Consider the following 19050-nt stretch of genomic DNA (forward strand, 5'->3'; position numbering starts at 1 on the left):
GCTGTTAAGGCCGCCCGGCACACCGCCGTTCACCGTGATCGCGGATCTCCGCATACGGAGCGGATTCCGCCAGGCCCCGAGGACGCCCGCCCGAGCGCCGGTCGCACGGGCTACGTGCCCCACCGCCGTACGACTGCCCTCGCCGCTCGCCGGTGGGTCGGACCGTAGGGGTCATGCCTCCTCGCGCATGCCCCAGGGTGAGCCGTAGTCGGTGAGGAGGTCGAGGAACGGGCGCGCGGGGAAGGCCTCGGGGCCGAGGATGCCCGCACCGGACCAGGCGCCGGTGGCGATCAGTTCGAGGGCGACGACCGGATTGACGGCCGTCTGCCAGACGACGGCCTGGGAGCCGTACTCCCGCATGGACCACTGGTTGTCGACGACGTGGTAGAGGTACACCTCCCGCCGTTCGCCGTCCTTCGTACCGGTGACCCAGGTGCCCGCGCAGGTCTTGCCGGTCATCCGGTCCCCGAGGGTGGCGGGGTCGGGGAGGCACGCGGCGACCACGTCACGCGGCGAGACGCGCACCGGCCCGTCCTCGCCGGGCACGGTGACCTTGGCGGTCGAGTCCAGGCCCAGCTCGTGCAGCGTCTTGAGCCGGGCGATGAAGTCGTCCCCGAGGCCGTACTTGAAGGTGACGCGGCGCGCGTCCACCCAGCGCGGGATCAGCAGCACCTCCTCGTGCTCCACGTTCACGCACTCGACGGGCCCGATCCCCTCGGGGAACTCGAAGACCTCCGGCTCGCTGAAGGGCGCGGTGGTGAACCAGCCGCGCTCCTTCTCAAAGACGACCGGCGGGTTCAGACACTCCTCGATGGTGGTCCAGATGCTGAAGGACGGCGCGAACTCATACCCCTCGACGGTCAGGTTGGCACCGTCACGGACGCCGATCTCCTCGATCTCGTCGAACAGTTCGTCCGCCGCGTGCCGGGCGAAGACGTCGGACAGGCCGGGCTCGACGCCCATGCCCACCAGAGCGAGACGCCCCGACGCCTCCCAGGGCCCGGCCAGGTCGAACTGCGCGTCGCCGAGTTTCACACCGCACTCCTCGTACGGTCGCGAGGCGTGCGGAGCGGACAGCGACATCGCCATGTCCACGTAGTGCGCGCCCTCCGCGAGAGCCGCCCGGAACAGCGGCATCACGAAGCGCGGGTCGGTGGCGTTGAGCAGGACGTCGCATCGGTGCTCGCGCAGTGCGTGCCGCACCGCCGTCTCGTCGGAGGCGTCCAGGCGCAGGACGCTGAACCGGTCCTCCCGCTCCGGCAGCGCGTCGACGGCCGCCTGCGCGCGGGAGGGATCGTAGTCGGCCACGACCATGTGGGTCAGGAACTCCCTGCGCGCCACGATCCGGGTGACGGCGCCGCCGACACCGCCCGCGCCGACCAGAAGCACTCTCATGACAGAGACCTTTCGTGCGGGAGGCTGCTGCCTCCGAGGTGCCCCGATGCAACAGCACCCCGAGTTGTAAGGTCAACCGTGTTGGCATAAGGACCACGGCGGTGACAGCCTGGCGACGGAGAGGGCGGCGTATGCCGAAGAAGGTGGTGCCCGAGGAGGCACGGCGCAGGCGCAGGCCGACCCGGCAGGGGGCGGTGCTCTCCGAGGCCCTGATCGTGCAGACGGCGCTGCGTCTGCTGCACGAACACGGCCACGGGGGGCTGACCGCCCGGCGGCTGGGCACGGCGCTGGGCGCGGACCCGAGCACCCTGTACCGCTACTTCGCCGGGATGGACGATCTGGCGCGGGCCATCGGAAACGAGCTGATGGGCCGGGCTCTGGACGGATGGTCGGCGGTCGGTGACTGGCGGGCGGACCTGCGCTCCCTCGGCCGGGCCCTGCACTCGTCCTACCTCGCCCATCCGCAGGCGGCCGTCCTCACCGCCAGCCGGGTGAGCGGGCGCCCGCGCGAGATCGCGGTGGACGAGGCGATTCTCGGTCTGCTGCGGGGCGCGGGCCTGCCGGATGCCTCCGCGGTCCGCTTCTACCACGCGTTCATCGACCTGGCCCTGGCCTTCGCCGCGCTGGACGCGGGGTCGCTCGCGCTTCCGGCCGAGGCCCGCATCACCGACGAGCACATGTGGGGGTCGATCTACGCCCGGCTGCCGGCCGCGTCGCACCCCAACATCGCCGCGACCGCGAACCTCCTCGCGGCCCGCATGCCGCACAGCGCCTACCCGGTGGTTCTGGAGACATTGCTGGACGGCATCGCCGCGGAACTGGGCACCGTGCGGCGGGCCGAGTGATCGAACACGGAGGCTGTCTCACCGCGTACGCGGGACGGCTACGGCTACGGCTACGGCTGCACCGCGTAGGCCGCTGGACGAGCGGTGGTGCTTGCGCGCGCGGACATGTCGGTCAACCCACGTTGAGGTGAAGCGGGTTGGCGCCGGGAGACCTCGGACACCACCGTGCCTGCCACCTGCCTCGCTATTGGATCGCCCGGTACGCAGGTTCCGCACCGCTCAGAGGGTCACGCCCGTCTCCTCGGCCAGCGTCCGCAGGAGGCGGTCCTGGAACGCCTCGTCGTGCACGGCCTGGTGAGGCTGCGTCAGCTCCTGGTGGTACCAGTACCCGCCGGTCGTCAGGGCCTGCGGGTCGTCACTGACGGCGAGCCACTCCTGCGTCCGATGGCCCAGCTCCAGGTCGTCCGGGGCTCCCGGGCCGCCCATCTTCGTCGGCACCCAGCCCGGGTCGACCGCGTTGCTCAGCACGCCTGGGCGCAGGCGGGCCACCGCGGCGGCCAGCGTGGTGACGTACAGCTTGCTGTCGGCGTACGAGCCCGGGCTCACCCCGAGCCAGTCCACCCCGTCGAGCACGGGAGTCCCGCTGAGGTGCGAGCCGCTGCTCAAGTACACCAGCCGACGTGGCGCCTCCAGCAGGGCCGTGAGGAGGTAGGGGGCGATGACGTTCACGGGCATGACCGGACGTCCGCTCCAGACCCCGGCGTTGTGGATGACGGCGTCCAGCGGGTCGGCGTCGTTCAGCTCCGCGGCGATGCGTCGTACGGCGTCACGATCGCTCAGGTCACCGACGACGATCCGGGCGCCGGCGACCAGTCCGCCGAGGTCCGCGGCGCGCTGCTCGTTCCGGGCGTGCACGACGACGTCATGCCCTTGCTCCAGAAGTGTGGTGGCCGCCGCGAGGCCGAGACCGTCGGCGGAACCGGTCACGAAGATCCGACTCATGGGGGCTTCCTCTCTTCCTGGACTGCGGGGAGCGGCCCAGCGGTGGGTGGCCGGGTCAGACCCGCAGCGAGGGGCCCGGCGGTGGCGTCCTGGTCAGGTCGGTGGCAGCGGCTCCCCCGCCAGGAAGGCGGGCAGTGCCGTGTCCTGTCAGCGTCTCGGACAGGGCGCTTTCGCGGGACCGGTCACGTGGGGGCCTTCGCTTCTCCAGCGGTGCACACTCCTGCCGGTGCGCGAGGGGCATTGTCGCAATGAATCTTAGGCGGGCCGCTCAGCTGAGGCATGACTGTGCGCCTGCGCTGTCGTGTCGAGGCCGCGATGTCAGTTCGCCGGGGGGCTGCCGTGGCACCTGGCGCGCGGCGGATCGGTCAGCCGTCTTGGCGCCTGGCTGACGGAGGCCGTGCTCGTGACGAGCGATGCCTGTCGACTGCCCGCGCTTCCCGCTCGTGCACTGCCGGGTCACTCTCTCGACGGCAGGCGGGGAGGTGGGCGAGCGACCTGGTCGCTCGGGTGTTCCGGGATGCCAACAACGGTACGTGGCATTCCCGTTCGGCGCACCGGCGGCGCGGGTATGCCTGGGCTGGCACGGGCATGCCATGCTCGCGGATTCGGACTTGACCAACGGGGGCGTCAGTGCGGGACAGAACGGCTGGATTAGGACTCGGTGACCTCCGCGGCGACTACGCCGTCATCAACCCGGCGATGGGCGCCATGATGCAGGTGCTGCGGGGATGCCTGCTTCTCATGTGGATCGCTCTGATCGTCATCACCGTGGTCAACCCGGCTGCGGTGGACGGCAATGCCGCTGTCGCGACAGTGGTGGTCGCCGTGGTGTACGCCCTGAAGTTCGCGTGGCGGCTGCTGACCGCCCGGCTCGGTGTGAACAGGTGCTACCTGTGTGCGGACGGCGTTGCGGTCACCGGCCGTCTCGGGCGGGTCCGTGACTCCGTGACATGGGCTGAGGTCACCGGGGTGCAGCAGACGGCGATAGTAGGTCTCCTCATAGCCGCCCACCGTATCGAGATCTTCAGACACCGCTCCTCGGCACCCCTCTGGCTGGTGGCGCCAGGAGCGAAGTCCGCCCTCGTGGAGGCACTGCTCGACGAGGGCAGGCGTAGCGGCGCCCTCCAGTGAGGGCGCGTGGGAGCGGGCGGCGGCGAGGGCCGCAACCAGGTGGGTGGGCGATCGGGGCCGGCGTCTCGACTCCCTCGCCCAGGCGGCAACGAGCCATCGGTACGGCTGGCGCATGGCCGACGCTGACTGTCCAGGTACTCGTGCCTACTGTCGTTCGTCGAAGCCTGCGCGACCATTGCCATCCGGGCGCCCGCTGTCGTCCGACCCTGGGGCTTCTCGTAGCGCGCGTCACCAGCGTGCCGCGTGCGGGGTCGTAGCACTGCTCGAGAGCACGATGGTCAGCGGGCGGCCCCGGCGCCTACCTCCCGGGTGGCCGCGTCGTGTGCTCGCCTCGCGGAAGCGCCAGGTGGAGATGCGGGTCGACCGTGCGGGTGCCGCTCAGGCCGAGGGACGCCTGCGCCGCGGCCAGCGTCATCGCGTAGGAGTCCACGGCACGGCGTACGTTGGGCATGTCCGTGCCCTCGCCGGTGACCAGACGGTCGAGGTCGACGTATGCGGACCGGACGATCTCGATCCACCGGTAGGTGTGCACGTCCTGCTCCCAGTGGTGGGTGTACCGCGGTGCCAGTTTGCCCGCCCACCGCCGGAACATCCGCTCCTTGACCTCCGCGCTGTGCGGGGTCAGATGCAGGTGCCGCACCAGGTCGTACAGGGGGTCGCCGACCATGGCCATCTCCCAGTCGATGATGACCAGGCCGCGGCCGCTCCCGTCCCGCACGAGGTTCCACGGGTTGAGGTCACCGTGCAGCAAGGCACTCTTGCGAGGGCTGACCGTCCGGCCGGAGAGAATGGACTTCAGGCGGCCCGCGTCGGGTAGCCCCAGTACTTCGGCCAGTTGTCTGGTCCGCGCGGGGAGCCCGCCGACGAGTTCCACCAGCCGGTCACTCAGCCAGGCGTAGAAGGTGCCGTCGCCGACGGTGGCATCCAGTGTCGCGGCGTCGATCGCGGTCAGGGCGCAGAGCTGGTCGACCAGGTCGTCCGCCTCGCTCAGGCGCAGGCCGTTCACCGGGTGGCTCGGCGGCTCGGGCGCCTTCCCGGGGTCCGGGCAGGGCGCCGCGTAGGAGTGCACTTCGAACGGCTCACAGCCCTCGCTGACTCCGCGGGCGAGGACCCGCGGCGCCCGCACCGCGCCGCCCAGCACCTCGATCGACTCAAGGATTTGGTGCTCGTGGAAGTAGCACGGCTCTCTGCGACTGTCGGCCGAGGGCAGTCTGCGGCGCACGACGAGCGGCTTCGGGATGCCGCTCACCGTCACCACCGTGTTCAGGTGCCCGGTGCCCCGGAACACCTGGTGAGCGCGCGCCGCGCCTTCGGCGGCCAGCGCCTCGGCCACGCTCTCTTCACTGAGTTCGCCGGGCCGAACGTACTGCACGGACACGGCCGAACCGGACCGGTCCCGACGGCCGGGCTGACCCGCGTGCCAGCGGCGCAGGACGCTCCGGATCTCGCCAAGGCCCGGAATACGGCCCAGCTTGAGGGGCCCGCACGCCGCTTCCAGCGCCTGCCGCACCGCGACCGCCGCACCGTCCAGGTCCCTGGGACTTCGTTCCGTGCCCAGCGAGATCGCCGCCCGGATCACGTCGGGGTAGACGGACTGCGCGCGCTCGAAGGCGACGTAATGGCGCAGGTCGCTCTCCACTCCGGTGGTCGCCGCCGGCCTGACCCGCCGCATCGCCCTGTACCAGGCGTCCTTGATCGCTTCCCACTGGTGGTCCGGGTAGCGCATCCGCACCAGGTGCGTGGCCAGGTCGTGCAGCGGATCCCCGTAGGTGGCCAACTCCCAGTCGACGCAGACCAGGGGCGGTTCACCCTGTGGGGAGCAGATCACGTTGTCACGGTGCACGTCGGTGTGGAGCAGACTGAACGGCCGACGGGCCATCGGCGGAACGCGGCGCGCGAACGCGGTCATCGCGTCCTCCGGGACGCCCAGGGCCGCGAACAGACCGCCGAATCGAGCCCAGTTGGGGCTCCGCACCTGCTGTTCGGTCCGCAGAGCCAGAGTGCGCAGAAAACCGCGACTGTCCTTGTTGTCGGGCCAGTCCGGAGGCAGCGCCGGCAAGGCCTCCCGGCGAACCCGCACCATCTGCACCAGCAGCTCCGCCAACGCGTCGACGAGCCGCGCATCGACCGGCCTGCCGTTCACGCAGACACTGGAGAGCGGTACGCCCTCCACGAAACTGTGCACGGACACGTCACCGGCTTTGCCCAGACACCGCGGTACGCCCGGCAACGCTCCCTGCAACGCATCCAGGATCGCGGACTCGTCGTGCCACGTCCTGACAACCACCGGGGAAGGATCAGGCAGCCGGCGCCGTACCGTCACCGGCACTCCGGCCTCGCTGCCGACGCAGCGCGCCATCGCTTCCGTCAGTGGCACCCGGACATTGCGGTTGTGGAAGCCACGCGCCGTCTCGGCGTGGCTCAGGGCATGCTCGACGAAATCCCCGAACACGGACCGCTCAGCGGCCGCAGCCGACTCGGCCACAGGCCGCTCCCGAAAAAACGAACACACGGACAGACGGACACACAGAAGGCCAACGCCGACACGCCAGAGTAGGACTCGGCCATCCGCCACACAGCCGGTTGATCCTTCCGTGACCCGAACGTATGAAAGCCCGTCCCCCGCTCGGACGTCCCCCGTCGGCTTCGAAAGTTCGGCGCCGAAGCCGGGAAGGCCGCGTTGAGGCCATGGTGTCACGGCCCGTCAGGGGATCACCGCGCAGCCGTGCGGTCGAGGAAGCGCCGCAGCCCGGTCCGTACGCCCTCGGACGGCACGGTCGCGGCGAAGGAGGCGGCCTCGATCGCGAGTCCTTCGTCGATGGGGAGGTTGATGCCGCGGGTGACCGCTCGCAGACAGGCCGCCACGGCCGTAGGCGCGTGCCGGACGATCCGGTCGGCCAAGTGGTGTGCCCGCGCCAGGAGTTCGTCGGCCGGTACGACGGCGTTGACGAGCCCGATCTCCTCGGCACGCGCGGCCGGGATCGGGTCACCGGTCACGATCATCTCGAGGCCGCGCTTGCGGCCGACGTGCCGCGGCAACCTCTGGGAACCCCCGAAGGGCGGCGGAAATCCCAGGGAGATCTCGGGCTTGCCGAACATGGCGTGCTCGGCCGCGATGGCCAGCGGAGCAGCCTCGGTGATCTCGCACCCCGCGCCGTAGGCGAGGCCGTTGACGGCGACGATCACGGGTTTGGGGAACTCCTCGATCCGGCGGGTCAGTGCGTGCCCTCGTCGGACGACCTCGCGGAGTGCGCGCTCAGGGCCGCCGGCGATGCTCGCCGCCAGGGACGGGATGTCCGCGCCCGCGCTGAACGCCCGGCGTCCCGCGCCGGTCAGGACGATCGCCCGCACGGTGCTGTCGGAGTCGAGGCGGTCGAGCGTCGCGAGGAGCGCATCGATCGTCGGGTAGTCGAGGGCGTTGAGCTTGCGTTCCCTGTCGATGGTGAGGGTGACGACGGGGCCGTTCCGGTCGATGTGCACGGTCATGCCGCTGCTCCGTTCCGCCTGGGCCGGGACGCGTCGAGGCTAGGAGCCGTAACCTGGGACGCTCCACTTATCGTCCTGGATACAGACGGATGCGGGAGCCAGATGCGGCCACCGTCCTACAAGGCGATCGTCGACGAGTTCGCCGCCTCGATCAGGTCCGGTGGGTATCCACCGGGCACCCGGCTTCCGACTCACCGCGCTCTCGCCCGCGAGCGGCGGATCGCACTGGCCACCGCCACCCGGGTCTACGCCGAACTGGCCGCCCTGGGCCTGGTGGTGGGCGAACCGGGACGGGGGACGTTCGTGCGGACACAGTCGCACTACGACGGTCTGGAACCGTCGCGTGCGCTGCCGGTGCCGCGTGTCGCGGACCTGTCCTTCAACCAGCCACTGGGTGAGGACCAGGCCGGCGCCCTGCGGAAGGCACTGCGAGCACTGTCCGTCTCGGGTGAGCTGGAGGCGCTGCTCCGGCAGGACCCGCCCGGTGGGCGCCAGGACGAACGGGCGGTGGTGGCCACCTATCTGCTCGGACGCGGCATCGATGTGCCGCCCGCCAATGTTCTGCTCACGAGCGGCACCCAGCAGGCGCTCGACTGCGTGCTCCGCTCCCTGACCAGACCCGGTGACGTGCTGGCCGTCGACGCCCTCAGCTATCCCGGCATCAAGCTGCTGGCCGCCGACCACCGGCTGGACTTGGCTCCGGTGCCCGTCACGGAGGAGGGCCCCGACCTCGCCGCGCTCGACCGACTGTGCCGTACGCGCCCCGTCCGCGCGGTCTACGCGATCCCCACGCTGCACAATCCCCTCGGCTGGGTCCTCGACCCCGAACGCCGCGACCGCCTGGTCGCCATCGCCCGCGTCCACGACTGCCTGATCGTGGAGGACGGGACGTACGCCTTCCTCGAGTCGGCACCGCCTCCTCCCTTGCAGGCCCTCGCGCCCGAACGCACCTGCTACGTGGCGGGACTGTCCAAGAACGCCGCCGCGGGTCTGCGTTTCGGCTTCGCGGTGCTGCCCGACCGCTGCCTGGAGCCCGTCACCAGGAGCCTCCGTCTGGCGGCTTGGGGCGCTCCGGGTCTCATCACCGCGCTCGCCACCGGGTGGCTGGCGGACGGCACGGTCGCGCGCTGGGAGGAGGAGCGGCGACGCGACGCGGCCGTCCGTCAGGGCATCGCCCGTATGGCGTTCGCGGGGCTGCGTCTGACGGCCCATCCGGTCTCGTACATGGTCTGGCTCGGCCTGGAACCGCATCAACGCCCGGACCAGGTCGCGGCACTGCTCGCCGACGCGGGTGTCCTCGTGTCCACCGCGGATGCCTTCGCGACCGGGCCCTTGCGCCCCCGGGCCATCCGGCTGGCGCTCGCCACACCGCCTCGGCAGGCACTCGGGTCCGCGTTGCGGAGCGTGCGAGAGGTGATCGACGCGATACCGCCGTGACAGCGGTCCGACAGCCCGGGCCCAGACGCCGGTTCTTCTTGCCTCGCTGCCCTCTTCGCGACAGGGGCCGGCTCCGCCCTCCGCTCGCCAGGATGGGCCAGGTGCTCCGTGCGGTCAGTCGCGGCGACATCCAGGCATACGGGATGGGCGTCAACACCGCTGCTCCTACGGCCAGTTGGGGTGAGTTGCCCCTTTCCGGTGAGGTCGTCCGTGCACACATGCTCGTCGACTCCTTGATTCCGAGTGGAGTTCACGAACCTTTGGGGCGCCAGAGGTGTGAAGGGGTGCCCGGGACGCACATCATCTTGACATGAACCTGCGGTCCGAGAGGCGGACCGCAGCCTCGTGGAGGTGTGGGAATGCACCGCAGACTCGCCACCGGACTCGCCGCCTCGGCGCTGGCCGTCACCACCGTCATCGCCGGCGCCGCAACCGCGGAAGCCGCGCCCGCCGACAAGACGCAGGTACTCGCGAGCTGGACGCAGACCAGTGCGTCGAGCTACAGCGCCTGGACCGCGGCCCGAGCCAATCAGTCGACGTGGACCGCCTACGGGTTCGACTGGTCCACCGACTACTGTTCCAGCTCGCCGGACAACCCCCTCGGCTTCCCCTTCAGCACCTCGTGCGCACGGCACGACTTCGGCTACCGCAACTACAAGGCGGCCGGGACGTTCACCGCGAACAAGCCCCGCCTCGACAGTGCCCTCTACGAGGACCTCAAGCGGGTGTGCGCCCGCTACACCGGCGCCACGAAGACCACCTGCGACAGCACCGCGTGGACGTACTACCAGGCCGTGAAGCTCCTGGGCTGACAGGCCGGGCACGCCAGGCACAGCACGACCCGCCGGTGTATCAGCCGGCGTTCGCAGGAGCGCCCGCTGATACGTCGTGCCGCTGACGTCCGGCGCGGTTGCCCGCCAACCGGCGAAGCGCAGGCGCCCGTTGGACTGTCGGCCGTCTCCAGCCGGCACGGCGGGCGCAGGTCACCGGGTCACTTGGTCGCCGACGCCCGTAGGGGAACGCCCTGCTCGGCCCCACGTCGAGGCCGAGCCACCATGGCGCCCGCCTCCGCCCCGAATGCGGCCCGGCCTCCATGACCGATCAGGCCGGAGGCCGGGCCGACCCTGAAGTCCACTCGCGCGGGCGGACGTTCACTCGCTCCGTGTGCGGGAGCTGTTGTACTGCTCGTCCGTCACGGGCTCCGCCCACCCCGTCTCCGGCGTGCCGTCGCCGGTGCCCTCCCACATCGCGATGTGCTCCATGAAACGGTCGGGGGCGGCGCCGTGCCAGTGTTCCTCGGCGGGAGGGCAGCTGACGGTCTCGCCGGGGTGCGCTTCGAGGACGGTGCCGTCGCGGACGCCGATCAGGGCGATGCCCGAGACCACGTGCAGGGTCTGACCCACGGCGTGGGCGTGCCAGTTGGTGCGGGCGCCCGGTGAGAAGCGGACGAGATTCGCGCGCATCCTCGACGGTTCCTGGCCGGCGACGATGACGTCCCACCAGACGTCTCCGGTGAACCAGTCGGCAGGTGCCTTGCTGGTGGACTGTGGCTTGATGAACTCCACGATGGTCCTTTCGCTGTGCTGTTCGTGTGCTGAGAGGTGTTACTGAGCGACGTAATCGCCGTCCACGGGCAGGGCGACTCAGGCGACCGCCGGGGCCGCACAGCCACAGGACGGCCTGGGCGATCTCGTCCGCGGTGCCGAGGCGGTTGGCGGGTTGATTTACCTCGGTTTGGCCTGCGGTCAGGAGGCGGGCTCGATGGTGAGTCGCTCCGCACGGGCCAGGTGGTCGGCGTCCGTGTCGATGTGACCGAGGACGAGCAGATCGGCGGAGGCGGCGGGGCCGTCGCGGTAGAAGAGGGCGAGGTTGCCCCAGGGGGCGTAGTAGGCCAGGTCTCCGCTCTTGGCCGCGGCCGGTTCGGGAGCGTCGGCGGTGTTCAGCTCACGCGGCGGGTGGCCGATCCGTTCCGTCCCGTGGAAGTCCTTCAGCTCCAGGGTGAGCGGGAGCATGTTGACCAGGTCACGGGCGGCGGGACTGTCGTTCAAGGTGGCCTCGGCGGGTCGGCCGTCGAGGGTGACACGGATGTCCGTAGGCATTGGGGTGTTCCTGTGAGTGCCGGACGGAGTGGGCGCCGACGCCTCCCGGCGGCCCGCCGTCGGGGAGGATGCCGACGACGGGGAGTGGGCGTCGGGGGCGGCGGTGGAGCAGGCCGCCAGGACCGGCAGCGGTGCCGCTGCCAGGACGGCGCTGAGCGGGGCGCGGCGGCGGGACGCGGAGGGCATGGGCCGTCGCGGGGTCAGGCGGGCAGCGGTTCGGCGTAGTGCCGGAAACCGTCGCGCTCGGCGTGCAGGGCGTACAGCCGCTCGGCCAGGGCGTCCGGACTGGAGTGCTCGGCTTCGGGGCGGATGGCGCCGGGGATGATCAACTGTGCGGTGTGGATGTGCTCTCCGGCCAGGGCCTCGTGGAGCATCGCCGCGTAGGCGCTCTCGCCGGCGAACGCTATGGAGGTGCCGGCACGGTCGGGGTGCGGGCGTACCGCGCTGCCGCCGTTCACGAAGAGCAGCGTGCCCCTTCCGAGTGCCCTCATGCCGGGGAGAACCGCGTTCACGCAGGTCACCGGCCCCTTGACCGAGAAGGCCAGCGGGTCGTCGAGGTCGACTGGCCGGGTGTCGAGGACGGGCTTCATGAAATCGGCGCGCGGCACGGGGCTGTACTGGAGGATCTCCACGGGCCCGAGGTCCTCGGCCGCTGTTTCGAGGGCCGTGGTGAGTGAGGCGGGATCGAGGACGTCGGCGCGGTAGCCGCGGGCCTTGATCCCGTCCTCGGCGAGTGTGGCGACGAGGTCGTCGAGGCGTTCGGCGCTGCGGGACAGCAGCGCGACACTGTGTCCGGCGGCACCGAAGCGGCGGGCGCAGGACAGCCCCAGTCCGGGACCGGCGCCGACGAGGGCGTAGGTGGTCACGACGAGTACTCCTGGAGGTGGGTGCGGGCCGGTCGACGACCCGCCCCGGTTGAGGACTGGCCCCGGTGAGAGGTGGGGAGCATGCCAGGACTTGAGGGGCGCGGGTGAGGGGCGGGACTCAGGTCAGGCTTGAGAGACGGAAGGCGGGTCAGGGCTTGAGGAGGGTCTTGATGGCGCGGCGCTCGTCCATGGCCCGGTAACCCTCGGCGACCTGGTCCAGGGGCAGGGTGAGGTCGAAGACCTTGCCCGGTGCGATCCGGCCGCTCAGGACGCGCTCGATCAGGTCGGGCAGGTAGCGGCGTACGGGGGCGGGGCCGCCGCGCAGGCCGACGTGCGAGAAGAACAGCTCCTGCCCGTCCACGGCCACCTCGTGGGGGACGCCCACGAAGCCGACGGTGCCGCCGGGGCGGGCCGTGCGCAGGGCCTGCTGCATGGCCTGCGCGGTGCCGACGCATTCCAGCACACTGTCGGCTCCGATGCCGCCGGTCAGCTCCTTGACGCGGGCGATGCCGTCGTCGCCGCGCTCGCTGACGATGTCGGTGGCACCGAACTCCAGGGCGAGCTTCTGCCGCGACTCGTGGCGGCTCATGGCGATGATGCGTTCCGCGCCCATCTCCTTGGCCGCGATCACGGCGCACAGGCCGACCGCGCCGTCACCGACCACCACCGCGGTGGAGCCGGGCTTCACCTCGGCGGCATCGGCGGCCCACCAGCCGGTGCCGAGGACGTCGGACACGGCCAGCAGGCCGGGCCAGAACGGCTCCGACGGCACCTCGTCGGTGGCGACCAGGGTGCCCTGGGCGTTCGGGATGCGCACGTAGTCCGCCTGGCACGTGCTCATGAACTCGCGGTGCAGGCAGTTCGACTGGAAGCCGTTGCGGCAGTTCGCGCAGGTGTTGTCGGAGGTGGCGAACGAACCGACGACGAACTGGCCCGGCTTGACGGCGGTGACCTCGGATCCGACCTCCTCGACGAAGCCGACGTACTCGTGCCCCATCGGATGCGCGTCACCGATCGGCTCCAGTCCGCGGTAGGGCCACAGGTCGGAGCCGCAGACACAGGTGACGGCCGTGCGGATGACGGCGTCGGTCGGCTGGAGGATCTTCGGGTCGTCCAGGGTCTCGAAACGAACGTCGCCGGGGGCGTGGATCACTGCTCCGCGCATGAGAGGGATTCCTTCTGCGTGTCGAGGGCGCGCACCGGGATGAACCGGCGGGCGCCGCGGACGGGTGCGGACCTGGGCCGGTGGCGGGTCCCACCGGAGGCCGGGCGTGGGCCGCACGCCCGGCCCACCTGCACGACCTGGCGGAAAGCACCACGTCACCCAGGTAACCCGCTCCCGCTGCCGGTAGCCAGTCACCGGCAAGGGGTGTACCGGCAGTACATCCCTCCGGCCGCGCGCAGGACGTACCGTCGACATCGTGGACAACCGAGCAGAGGTCCGCGAGTTCCTCACCTCGCGGCGGGCCAAGATCACTCCCGAGCAGGCGGGACTGCCGTCCGGCAGCCGCCGGCGCGTCCCTGGCCTGCGCAGGAGCGAGGTCGCCGCCCTCGCCGACATGAGCGTGGAGTACTACGCCAAGCTGGAGCGCGGCAGTCTCGCGGGCGTCTCCCCCGCCGTCCTCGAAGCCGTCGCCCGGGCCCTGATGCTCGACGACGCCGAACGCGCCCACCTCCTCCATCTGGCCCAGGCCGCCGACGGCTCCGACGCCCTCACCCGGCCCCGCCGCCGCAGCGCCCGGCAGTGGCAGCCGCGCCGCAGTCTGCAGTGGACCCTCGACGCCATCACCGCCGGGCCGGCCTTCGTCCGCAACGGCCGCATGGACGTACTCGCCGCCAACCAGCTCGCCCGCGGCTTCTACGACGACCTCTACGCGGTCCCCTCGAACCAGGCGAACCTCGCCCGCTTCAACTTCCTCGATCCCGCCTCGCACCGCTTCTATCCCGACTGGGAGCAGGCGGCCGACGTCGTCGTCGCCATCCTGCGCACGGAAGCCGGCCGCGACCCCCACGACAAGGACCTGCACGACCTCATCGGGGAGCTGTCCACCCGCAGCGACGAGTTCCGCACCCGCTGGGGAGCCCACGACGTCCGCCACCACGGCACCGGCACGAAGCGCTTCCACCACCAGGCGGTCGGTGAACTCACCCTCGCCTACGAGGGGTTGGAGATGGCCGCCGAGCCCGGTCTGACCCTGACCATCTACACCGCCGAACCCGGCTCACCCTCGGAACAGGGCCTGCGCCTGCTCGCCTCCTGGGCCGCCACCCAGAAGGGCGGAACACCCGCACAACAGCCCACGACAGGCTGAAGTCCGGGACATGTCGCCGCCGCGACAGCCTTGTTGGGACACAAGAGCGAGGTGTTTCGGGACCGTGACCTGGACGCGATGCGCGAGCAACTGCGCTCCATGGGAGCCGACGTCGCGAACGGGACACAGACATGAAGGGGATCGCAGGCTTCGGCTGGGTCACTGATCCGAGAGGCCAACCGAGTCGAACTGTGGGCAGCGTGCCCGACTCTGCTTGTCCGAGCCAGTGATCGAACTGGGGGCCCGGTCACGTGCACACGCCACTATGGTGGACCGATGTCATCGATCAAGCAGTTCCAGGTCACCTTCGACTGCGCGGATCCTGAGCGCGTCGCTCGTTTCTGGTGCGAGGTGTTGGGATACGTCGCACCTCCGCCGCCGGACGGATTCGCCACCTGGGACGATTTCAACAGCTCACTGCCGGCCGAGGGCCGGGGCGCATGGTTCGCATGCAGCGATCCGACCGGGGTCGGCCCACGGCTGTACTTCCAGCGGGTTCCCGAGGGCAAGGTCGTCAAGAACCGGATTCATCTCGACGTGCGGGTGGCGACCGGGCTCGTTGGTGAAGAGCGCCTCGCCACGCTCGAAGCCGAGTGCGCACGCCTCGTCGCGCTAGGCGCGGGGCGCGTGCGCTTGCTGGCCGCCGACGAGGAGAACGAGTCGTGCATCGTGATGCAGGACGTGGAGGGCAACGAGTTCTGTCTCGACTGAGGAACCACTGACGTGTCCTTGGCCCCCTTCTCAGGGCCAAGGACGCCTGGCCCAACTCCGGACAACGCGGTGCCGACTGCGGGCGCGACTTCGGACAAGACGGGGTCCCGAGCGCGCCCGCGTCGGCGGCCGATCTCGGATCGCGAGGCAGAGGCCGACGGGTGTCTCTTACCGGGCCCGGAGCCGCCTGAGGTGATTGATCCAGAACTCCGCCCGGCGGTTGACGTCCCTCCGCGGGTCGTGCCCCCGGCGCAGCGAACGCCCCCGGAAGGGCCGTGGCGCCCTTCCGGTCCGCGGCGATGAAACGGCGGCACAGCACTCACTCAGCCAAGAGCAGCTCTGCGCTCCGCCTCGGTGAGTGGGGGTTCCGTCAGAAGCTCCTTCTTGGGCCCGGTCAGCATCGGCACCAGCATGTCCGGTGAGAAAAGCCGGGTCGGGGGCTTCAGGAGGCTCATGACGTCCAAGAGGGCGCCGAGCGCACGGGGGTTGGACGCTCCGGTCTCCACGCAGCGGTCGACGTAGCGGGCGAGGAGTCTTTCCGCGCGGTTCGGAGGTGTCGCGGTGGCTCCGGGATACAAGGTGTCCTGTCCCACGGCGAGGTCCCAGGCCGCGCCGACGGGACGGGCGGCCGCACGCTGCGCCCGTCGGGCGGTGCCCGGTGCCGTGAGCGAGTGTGCGCGCAGGACGTCCCGGACGGCGAGGGCGCACTGGGCTGCGACGGACAGACCGTGTCCGTACACGGGGTTGTACCCGGCGATCGCGTCGCCGAGGGCGATGAATCCGTCGGGCCACGCCTTCATTCTCTCGAAGTAGCGGCGGGTGTTGGCCGTGCTGCGGGAGGTCTTCACGTCGCCGATCGGCTCCGCGTTCTTGAGGAGCTCCCCGATGACGGGGTCGCCGAGGCTCAGGGCGAAGTCGATGAAGCCGTCGTTCTCCACCGTCGGTTCGCCACCGCGGGTGCCGGCCAGGGTGACGATCCAGCGGTCGTCTTCGATCGGGAGGATGATGCCGCCCCGCCCGGGCGCCTTGCCCGGGTTGGCCTGGACGTTGACCAGCGGGAAGTTCCGGGCGGCGGTGCTGCCGGGTGCCCTGTAGAGGCGGGTGGCGTAGGCGACACCGGCGTTGACCTCGCGCTGCTCGACCGGGGGCAGACCGAGGTCGCGCAGCCAGCGAGGGGCGCTGGTGCCGCGGCCGGAGGCATCGACGACGAGGTCGGCGTGCAGGGTCTCTTCGGTATCACCGCTCCTCACGCGGACGCCGGTGACGGCCTTCGCCGTGCCGTGCAGGGCCAGCACGGTGGTGTCCTCGCGCAGGCGTATACGGGTGTCGCGCAAGACGCGGTCGGTGAGGACATGGTCCAGGAGGGGCCTGGAGCAGACCAGGTTGCGATGGGGTACGTTCTCGAAGCGCCGGAACCAGACCTCGTTGGGAGCTCTGGACACCATGTCACCCATGATGCGGACCAGTCGTGCGCCACGGGCGACGAGCGACTCGACCAGGTCCGGCAACAGTTCCTCGAAGGCTTTGACTCCCCCGCTCCACACCAGATGTGCATGGTGAGCCTGGGGAACGCCGCGACGCGGCACGGGCTCGTCGGGGAGAACGTCCCGTTCCAGCAAGGTGACTTGAGCGAATTCGGCGAGTGCGGCAGCCGCGAGGAGCCCCGTCGCGCCGGCGCCGATGACTATGGCCGTGGGGCGGCCCGTGGTGGCATGGTCAGACATGTCTGCTCGCACTTCCTGTACTGATCGTCTGCTGGCGTATTCGGTAGAGGGCGCGAGTCCGGTCCAGCGCCTGCGCGATGTCGTCGTCAATGTAGTTGGTGACGTCCGGGCCGATCTGCGGGGGCTGACTCTCGGTGTGGAAGGCGTCCAGCGGCGGAAGTTGTCGTCTGCGGCCTGGACGGCGAGGGCACCGGCGGATGTCACGAGCCAAGCATCGTCATCGCGGCCGTTCACGGTTGACTTATTCGAGCGTCGTCCAGCTCCTCGATGCGCCGACGGCCGGCATGGATCGGGCCGGCGCAGCTACGACTCCCTAGGCGACCGTGAGCACGATCTTTCCCTGGACGTGCCCGCGGGCGGCGCGTTCATGGGCCGCGCGAGCCTCCGTGAGGGGAAACGTGCTGTCGATGGCGACACGGACCGTGCCCGCCGCCAGCAGACGGCCCAGTCCGGCGAGCTGCGCCCCGTTCGAGCGGACCTGGGTGCTCGACACCGTGACGCCCAGCCTCTCGGTCTCCTCCTGGTCGAACTCTCCGGGCAGGACGGGGAATTGGCATCCACCGCGCTTGAGCGTACGCAGGAAGCGCGCGCTCTCCCGGCCACCGACCGTGTCGAGCACGAGGTCGACGTCGCGCACGACCTCCTCAGGGCGGCTCTTGGTGTAGTCGATGAACTGGTCGACGCCGAGTCCGCGCAGGAACTCCTCGTGCGCGCCCGACGCCACAGCGATGACACGGGCCCCCTTCCACTTCGCCAGCTGTACCGCGAGGTGCCCCACGCCGCCCGCCGCCCCGTTGACCAGCACCGTCGTGTCCGCGTCGAGCACCGTCGGGCGATGCCGGGTGCTCTGGAAGGGGGAAGGGTGATCATGTCCGAGTTCGATGAGGAACTGCCACGCGGTCAGCCCGGACATCGGCGCCCCGGCGGCACGCACATGGTCGACACCTGCCGGCTTGTGCGCGAGGTCTGACGCCGGAGCGGCGACGTACTGCGCATAGCCACTGCCGTCGAAGCCGGGAAAGCGCAGCAGGCCGAAGACCTCGTCCCCCACGGAGAACGTCTCCACGTCGGCCCCGACGGCCTCCACGACACCCGAGACGTCCGTCCCCGGGAGCACCGGCAGGCTGACCGTCGATTCCGCTTGTCCAGGCATCCGGGTCATCCCGCCGCGCAGGTACCAGTCCGGCGGATTGACGCCGGCCGCGTGAACGCGGACAAGCACCTCGCCCGGCCCCGGTTCGGGGACCGGTGCCTCCTCGTACCGCAGAACCTCAGGGCCGCCGTGCTCATGGAGCCGGACCGCTCGCATCGTGTGTGTCGGCATCGTCTTCCCCTGTTCGCTTCGCGGGTTACGCTTATCCGGATCAGCGATCCACATAAATGGACCACTGATCCGAATATATGGACCACTGATCCGGATAGTCAAGAGGGACACATGCGGGCCGACGCCAGAAAGAACCGGGACCACCTGCTCGCCGTAGCGGGCACCGCTCTCACCGAGCAGGGTGTCGACGTCTCGCTGCGCGACATCGCCCGCAGGGCCGACGTCGGGCTCGCGACGCTCCTGCGGCACTTCCCCACGCGCGAGGCGCTGCTCGACGCCCTGCTCCGCACGAGTTTCGAGGAACTGACCGCCAGAGCAGCCGAGTTCGAGACGTCCGGTTCCCCCCAGGACGCTCTCCTCTCCTGGCTGCGCGACTGCATCGCCTGGACGACCGAGTACCGGGGCGTGACCGAGCTGATGGCAGCCGCCATCGAGGACACCGAGTCGGCGCTCCACGCGTCGTGCGTCACCCTGCGCGCCGCCGGTGCACGGCTCCTTCGTCGAGCCCAGGACGCCGGCGCGGCGCGGCGCGACATCGACGGCGCCGACCTGTTCGCGTTGGTGGCCATGCTCGCCTGGCTCGGTGATCAGCCCTCGCTCGCGCCACGCGTCGACCGCCTCATCGACGTGGTGGCGAGCGCGATCACGACCACCCAGGAGGCAGGCGCGCCGACGAGCGGGAAGCCCCTCTCAACCCCGTAGCCGGACGGCCCGCACACCGGCCCCTCGCGAGCGGCCGAACGGCCGCGCCTCAAGGGCCGGTCGGCCCTCCCTTGTC

General features: G+C 70.6%; 17 protein-coding genes. 7 read left to right on the forward strand and 10 right to left on the reverse strand.

Annotated features, from left to right (window positions below):
* Nucleotides 1-171 precede the first annotated feature (171 nt).
* The gene (locus ACWGIS_RS30870) at nt 172-1395 is read right to left on the reverse strand and encodes a saccharopine dehydrogenase family protein (RefSeq protein WP_453365774.1); all 1224 of its coding nucleotides are present in this window, start codon (nt 1393-1395) and stop codon (nt 172-174) included.
* 131 nt (nt 1396-1526) lie between these two features.
* Between ACWGIS_RS30870 and ACWGIS_RS30875 the strand changes: the two genes are divergently transcribed.
* Nucleotides 1527-2240: a TetR/AcrR family transcriptional regulator gene (locus tag ACWGIS_RS30875; RefSeq protein WP_453365775.1), complete on the forward strand. Its 714-nt coding sequence runs from the start codon at nt 1527-1529 to the stop codon at nt 2238-2240.
* A gap of 219 nt (nt 2241-2459) precedes the next feature.
* On the opposite strand, the gene ACWGIS_RS30880 is transcribed toward ACWGIS_RS30875, so the two are convergent.
* Nucleotides 2460-3182, reverse strand: coding sequence for an SDR family NAD(P)-dependent oxidoreductase (locus tag ACWGIS_RS30880; protein WP_453365776.1), 723 nt, complete (start codon nt 3180-3182; stop codon nt 2460-2462).
* A gap of 630 nt (nt 3183-3812) precedes the next feature.
* Here ACWGIS_RS30880 and ACWGIS_RS30885 point away from each other — a divergent pair.
* Entirely contained in the window at nt 3813-4313 is a 501-nt protein-coding gene (locus tag ACWGIS_RS30885) for a hypothetical protein (RefSeq protein WP_453365777.1), read from the forward strand.
* Between the two features lie 298 nt (nt 4314-4611).
* On the opposite strand, the gene ACWGIS_RS30890 is transcribed toward ACWGIS_RS30885, so the two are convergent.
* Nucleotides 4612-6672 (reverse strand): phosphotransferase, encoded by a 2061-nt coding sequence (locus ACWGIS_RS30890; protein ID WP_453365813.1) that lies wholly within the window; start codon nt 6670-6672, stop codon nt 4612-4614.
* A gap of 353 nt (nt 6673-7025) precedes the next feature.
* The gene (locus ACWGIS_RS30895; protein ID WP_453365778.1) at nt 7026-7799 is read right to left on the reverse strand and encodes an enoyl-CoA hydratase-related protein; all 774 of its coding nucleotides are present in this window, start codon (nt 7797-7799) and stop codon (nt 7026-7028) included.
* A 102-nt stretch (nt 7800-7901) separates the two neighbouring features.
* On the opposite strand from ACWGIS_RS30895, the gene ACWGIS_RS30900 reads away from it, so the two are divergent.
* Entirely contained in the window at nt 7902-9236 is a 1335-nt protein-coding gene (locus tag ACWGIS_RS30900) for an aminotransferase-like domain-containing protein (RefSeq protein WP_453365779.1), read from the forward strand.
* 359 nt (nt 9237-9595) lie between these two features.
* Nucleotides 9596-10048 carry a phospholipase gene (locus ACWGIS_RS30905; protein WP_453365780.1) on the forward strand — a complete coding sequence of 151 codons (453 nt, stop codon included), beginning with the start codon at nt 9596-9598 and terminating at the stop codon, nt 10046-10048.
* Between the two features lie 339 nt (nt 10049-10387).
* On the opposite strand, the gene ACWGIS_RS30910 is transcribed toward ACWGIS_RS30905, so the two are convergent.
* The 4 genes from ACWGIS_RS30910 to ACWGIS_RS30925 all read right to left on the reverse strand — a co-directional run bounded on the left by ACWGIS_RS30910 (nt 10388) and on the right by ACWGIS_RS30925 (nt 13366).
* Nucleotides 10388-10801 carry a (R)-mandelonitrile lyase gene (locus tag ACWGIS_RS30910; RefSeq protein ID WP_453365781.1) on the reverse strand — a complete coding sequence of 138 codons (414 nt, stop codon included), beginning with the start codon at nt 10799-10801 and terminating at the stop codon, nt 10388-10390.
* 180 nt (nt 10802-10981) lie between these two features.
* The gene (locus ACWGIS_RS30915; protein ID WP_453365782.1) at nt 10982-11335 is read right to left on the reverse strand and encodes a cyclophilin-like fold protein; all 354 of its coding nucleotides are present in this window, start codon (nt 11333-11335) and stop codon (nt 10982-10984) included.
* A 200-nt stretch (nt 11336-11535) separates the two neighbouring features.
* Nucleotides 11536-12201, reverse strand: a complete 666-nt coding sequence (locus tag ACWGIS_RS30920) for an SDR family NAD(P)-dependent oxidoreductase (protein WP_453365783.1) — start codon at nt 12199-12201, stop codon at nt 11536-11538.
* Between the two features lie 148 nt (nt 12202-12349).
* Nucleotides 12350-13366: a zinc-dependent alcohol dehydrogenase family protein gene (locus tag ACWGIS_RS30925; protein WP_453365784.1), complete on the reverse strand. Its 1017-nt coding sequence runs from the start codon at nt 13364-13366 to the stop codon at nt 12350-12352.
* A 256-nt stretch (nt 13367-13622) separates the two neighbouring features.
* On the opposite strand from ACWGIS_RS30925, the gene ACWGIS_RS30930 reads away from it, so the two are divergent.
* Both ACWGIS_RS30930 and ACWGIS_RS30935 read left to right on the forward strand, forming a co-directional pair.
* On the forward strand, nt 13623-14513 hold the full coding sequence (locus ACWGIS_RS30930; RefSeq protein WP_453365785.1) for a helix-turn-helix transcriptional regulator: 891 nt from the start codon (nt 13623-13625) through the stop codon (nt 14511-14513).
* Between the two features lie 276 nt (nt 14514-14789).
* Complete coding sequence (locus ACWGIS_RS30935; protein ID WP_453365786.1) at nt 14790-15224, forward strand: VOC family protein; 435 nt, start codon at nt 14790-14792, stop codon at nt 15222-15224.
* A gap of 323 nt (nt 15225-15547) precedes the next feature.
* Here the strand turns inward: ACWGIS_RS30935 and ACWGIS_RS30940 are convergent, their stop codons facing one another.
* Complete coding sequence (locus ACWGIS_RS30940; protein ID WP_453365787.1) at nt 15548-16948, reverse strand: NAD(P)/FAD-dependent oxidoreductase; 1401 nt, start codon at nt 16946-16948, stop codon at nt 15548-15550.
* A gap of 313 nt (nt 16949-17261) precedes the next feature.
* Nucleotides 17262-18272 carry an NADP-dependent oxidoreductase gene (locus ACWGIS_RS30945; protein WP_453365788.1) on the reverse strand — a complete coding sequence of 337 codons (1011 nt, stop codon included), beginning with the start codon at nt 18270-18272 and terminating at the stop codon, nt 17262-17264.
* 111 nt (nt 18273-18383) lie between these two features.
* Between ACWGIS_RS30945 and ACWGIS_RS30950 the strand changes: the two genes are divergently transcribed.
* The gene (locus ACWGIS_RS30950) at nt 18384-18974 is read left to right on the forward strand and encodes a TetR/AcrR family transcriptional regulator (RefSeq protein ID WP_453365789.1); all 591 of its coding nucleotides are present in this window, start codon (nt 18384-18386) and stop codon (nt 18972-18974) included.
* The last annotated feature ends 76 nt before the right edge of the window (nt 18975-19050 follow it).

It is taken from the genome of Streptomyces sp. NPDC054842, assembly GCF_053611025.1.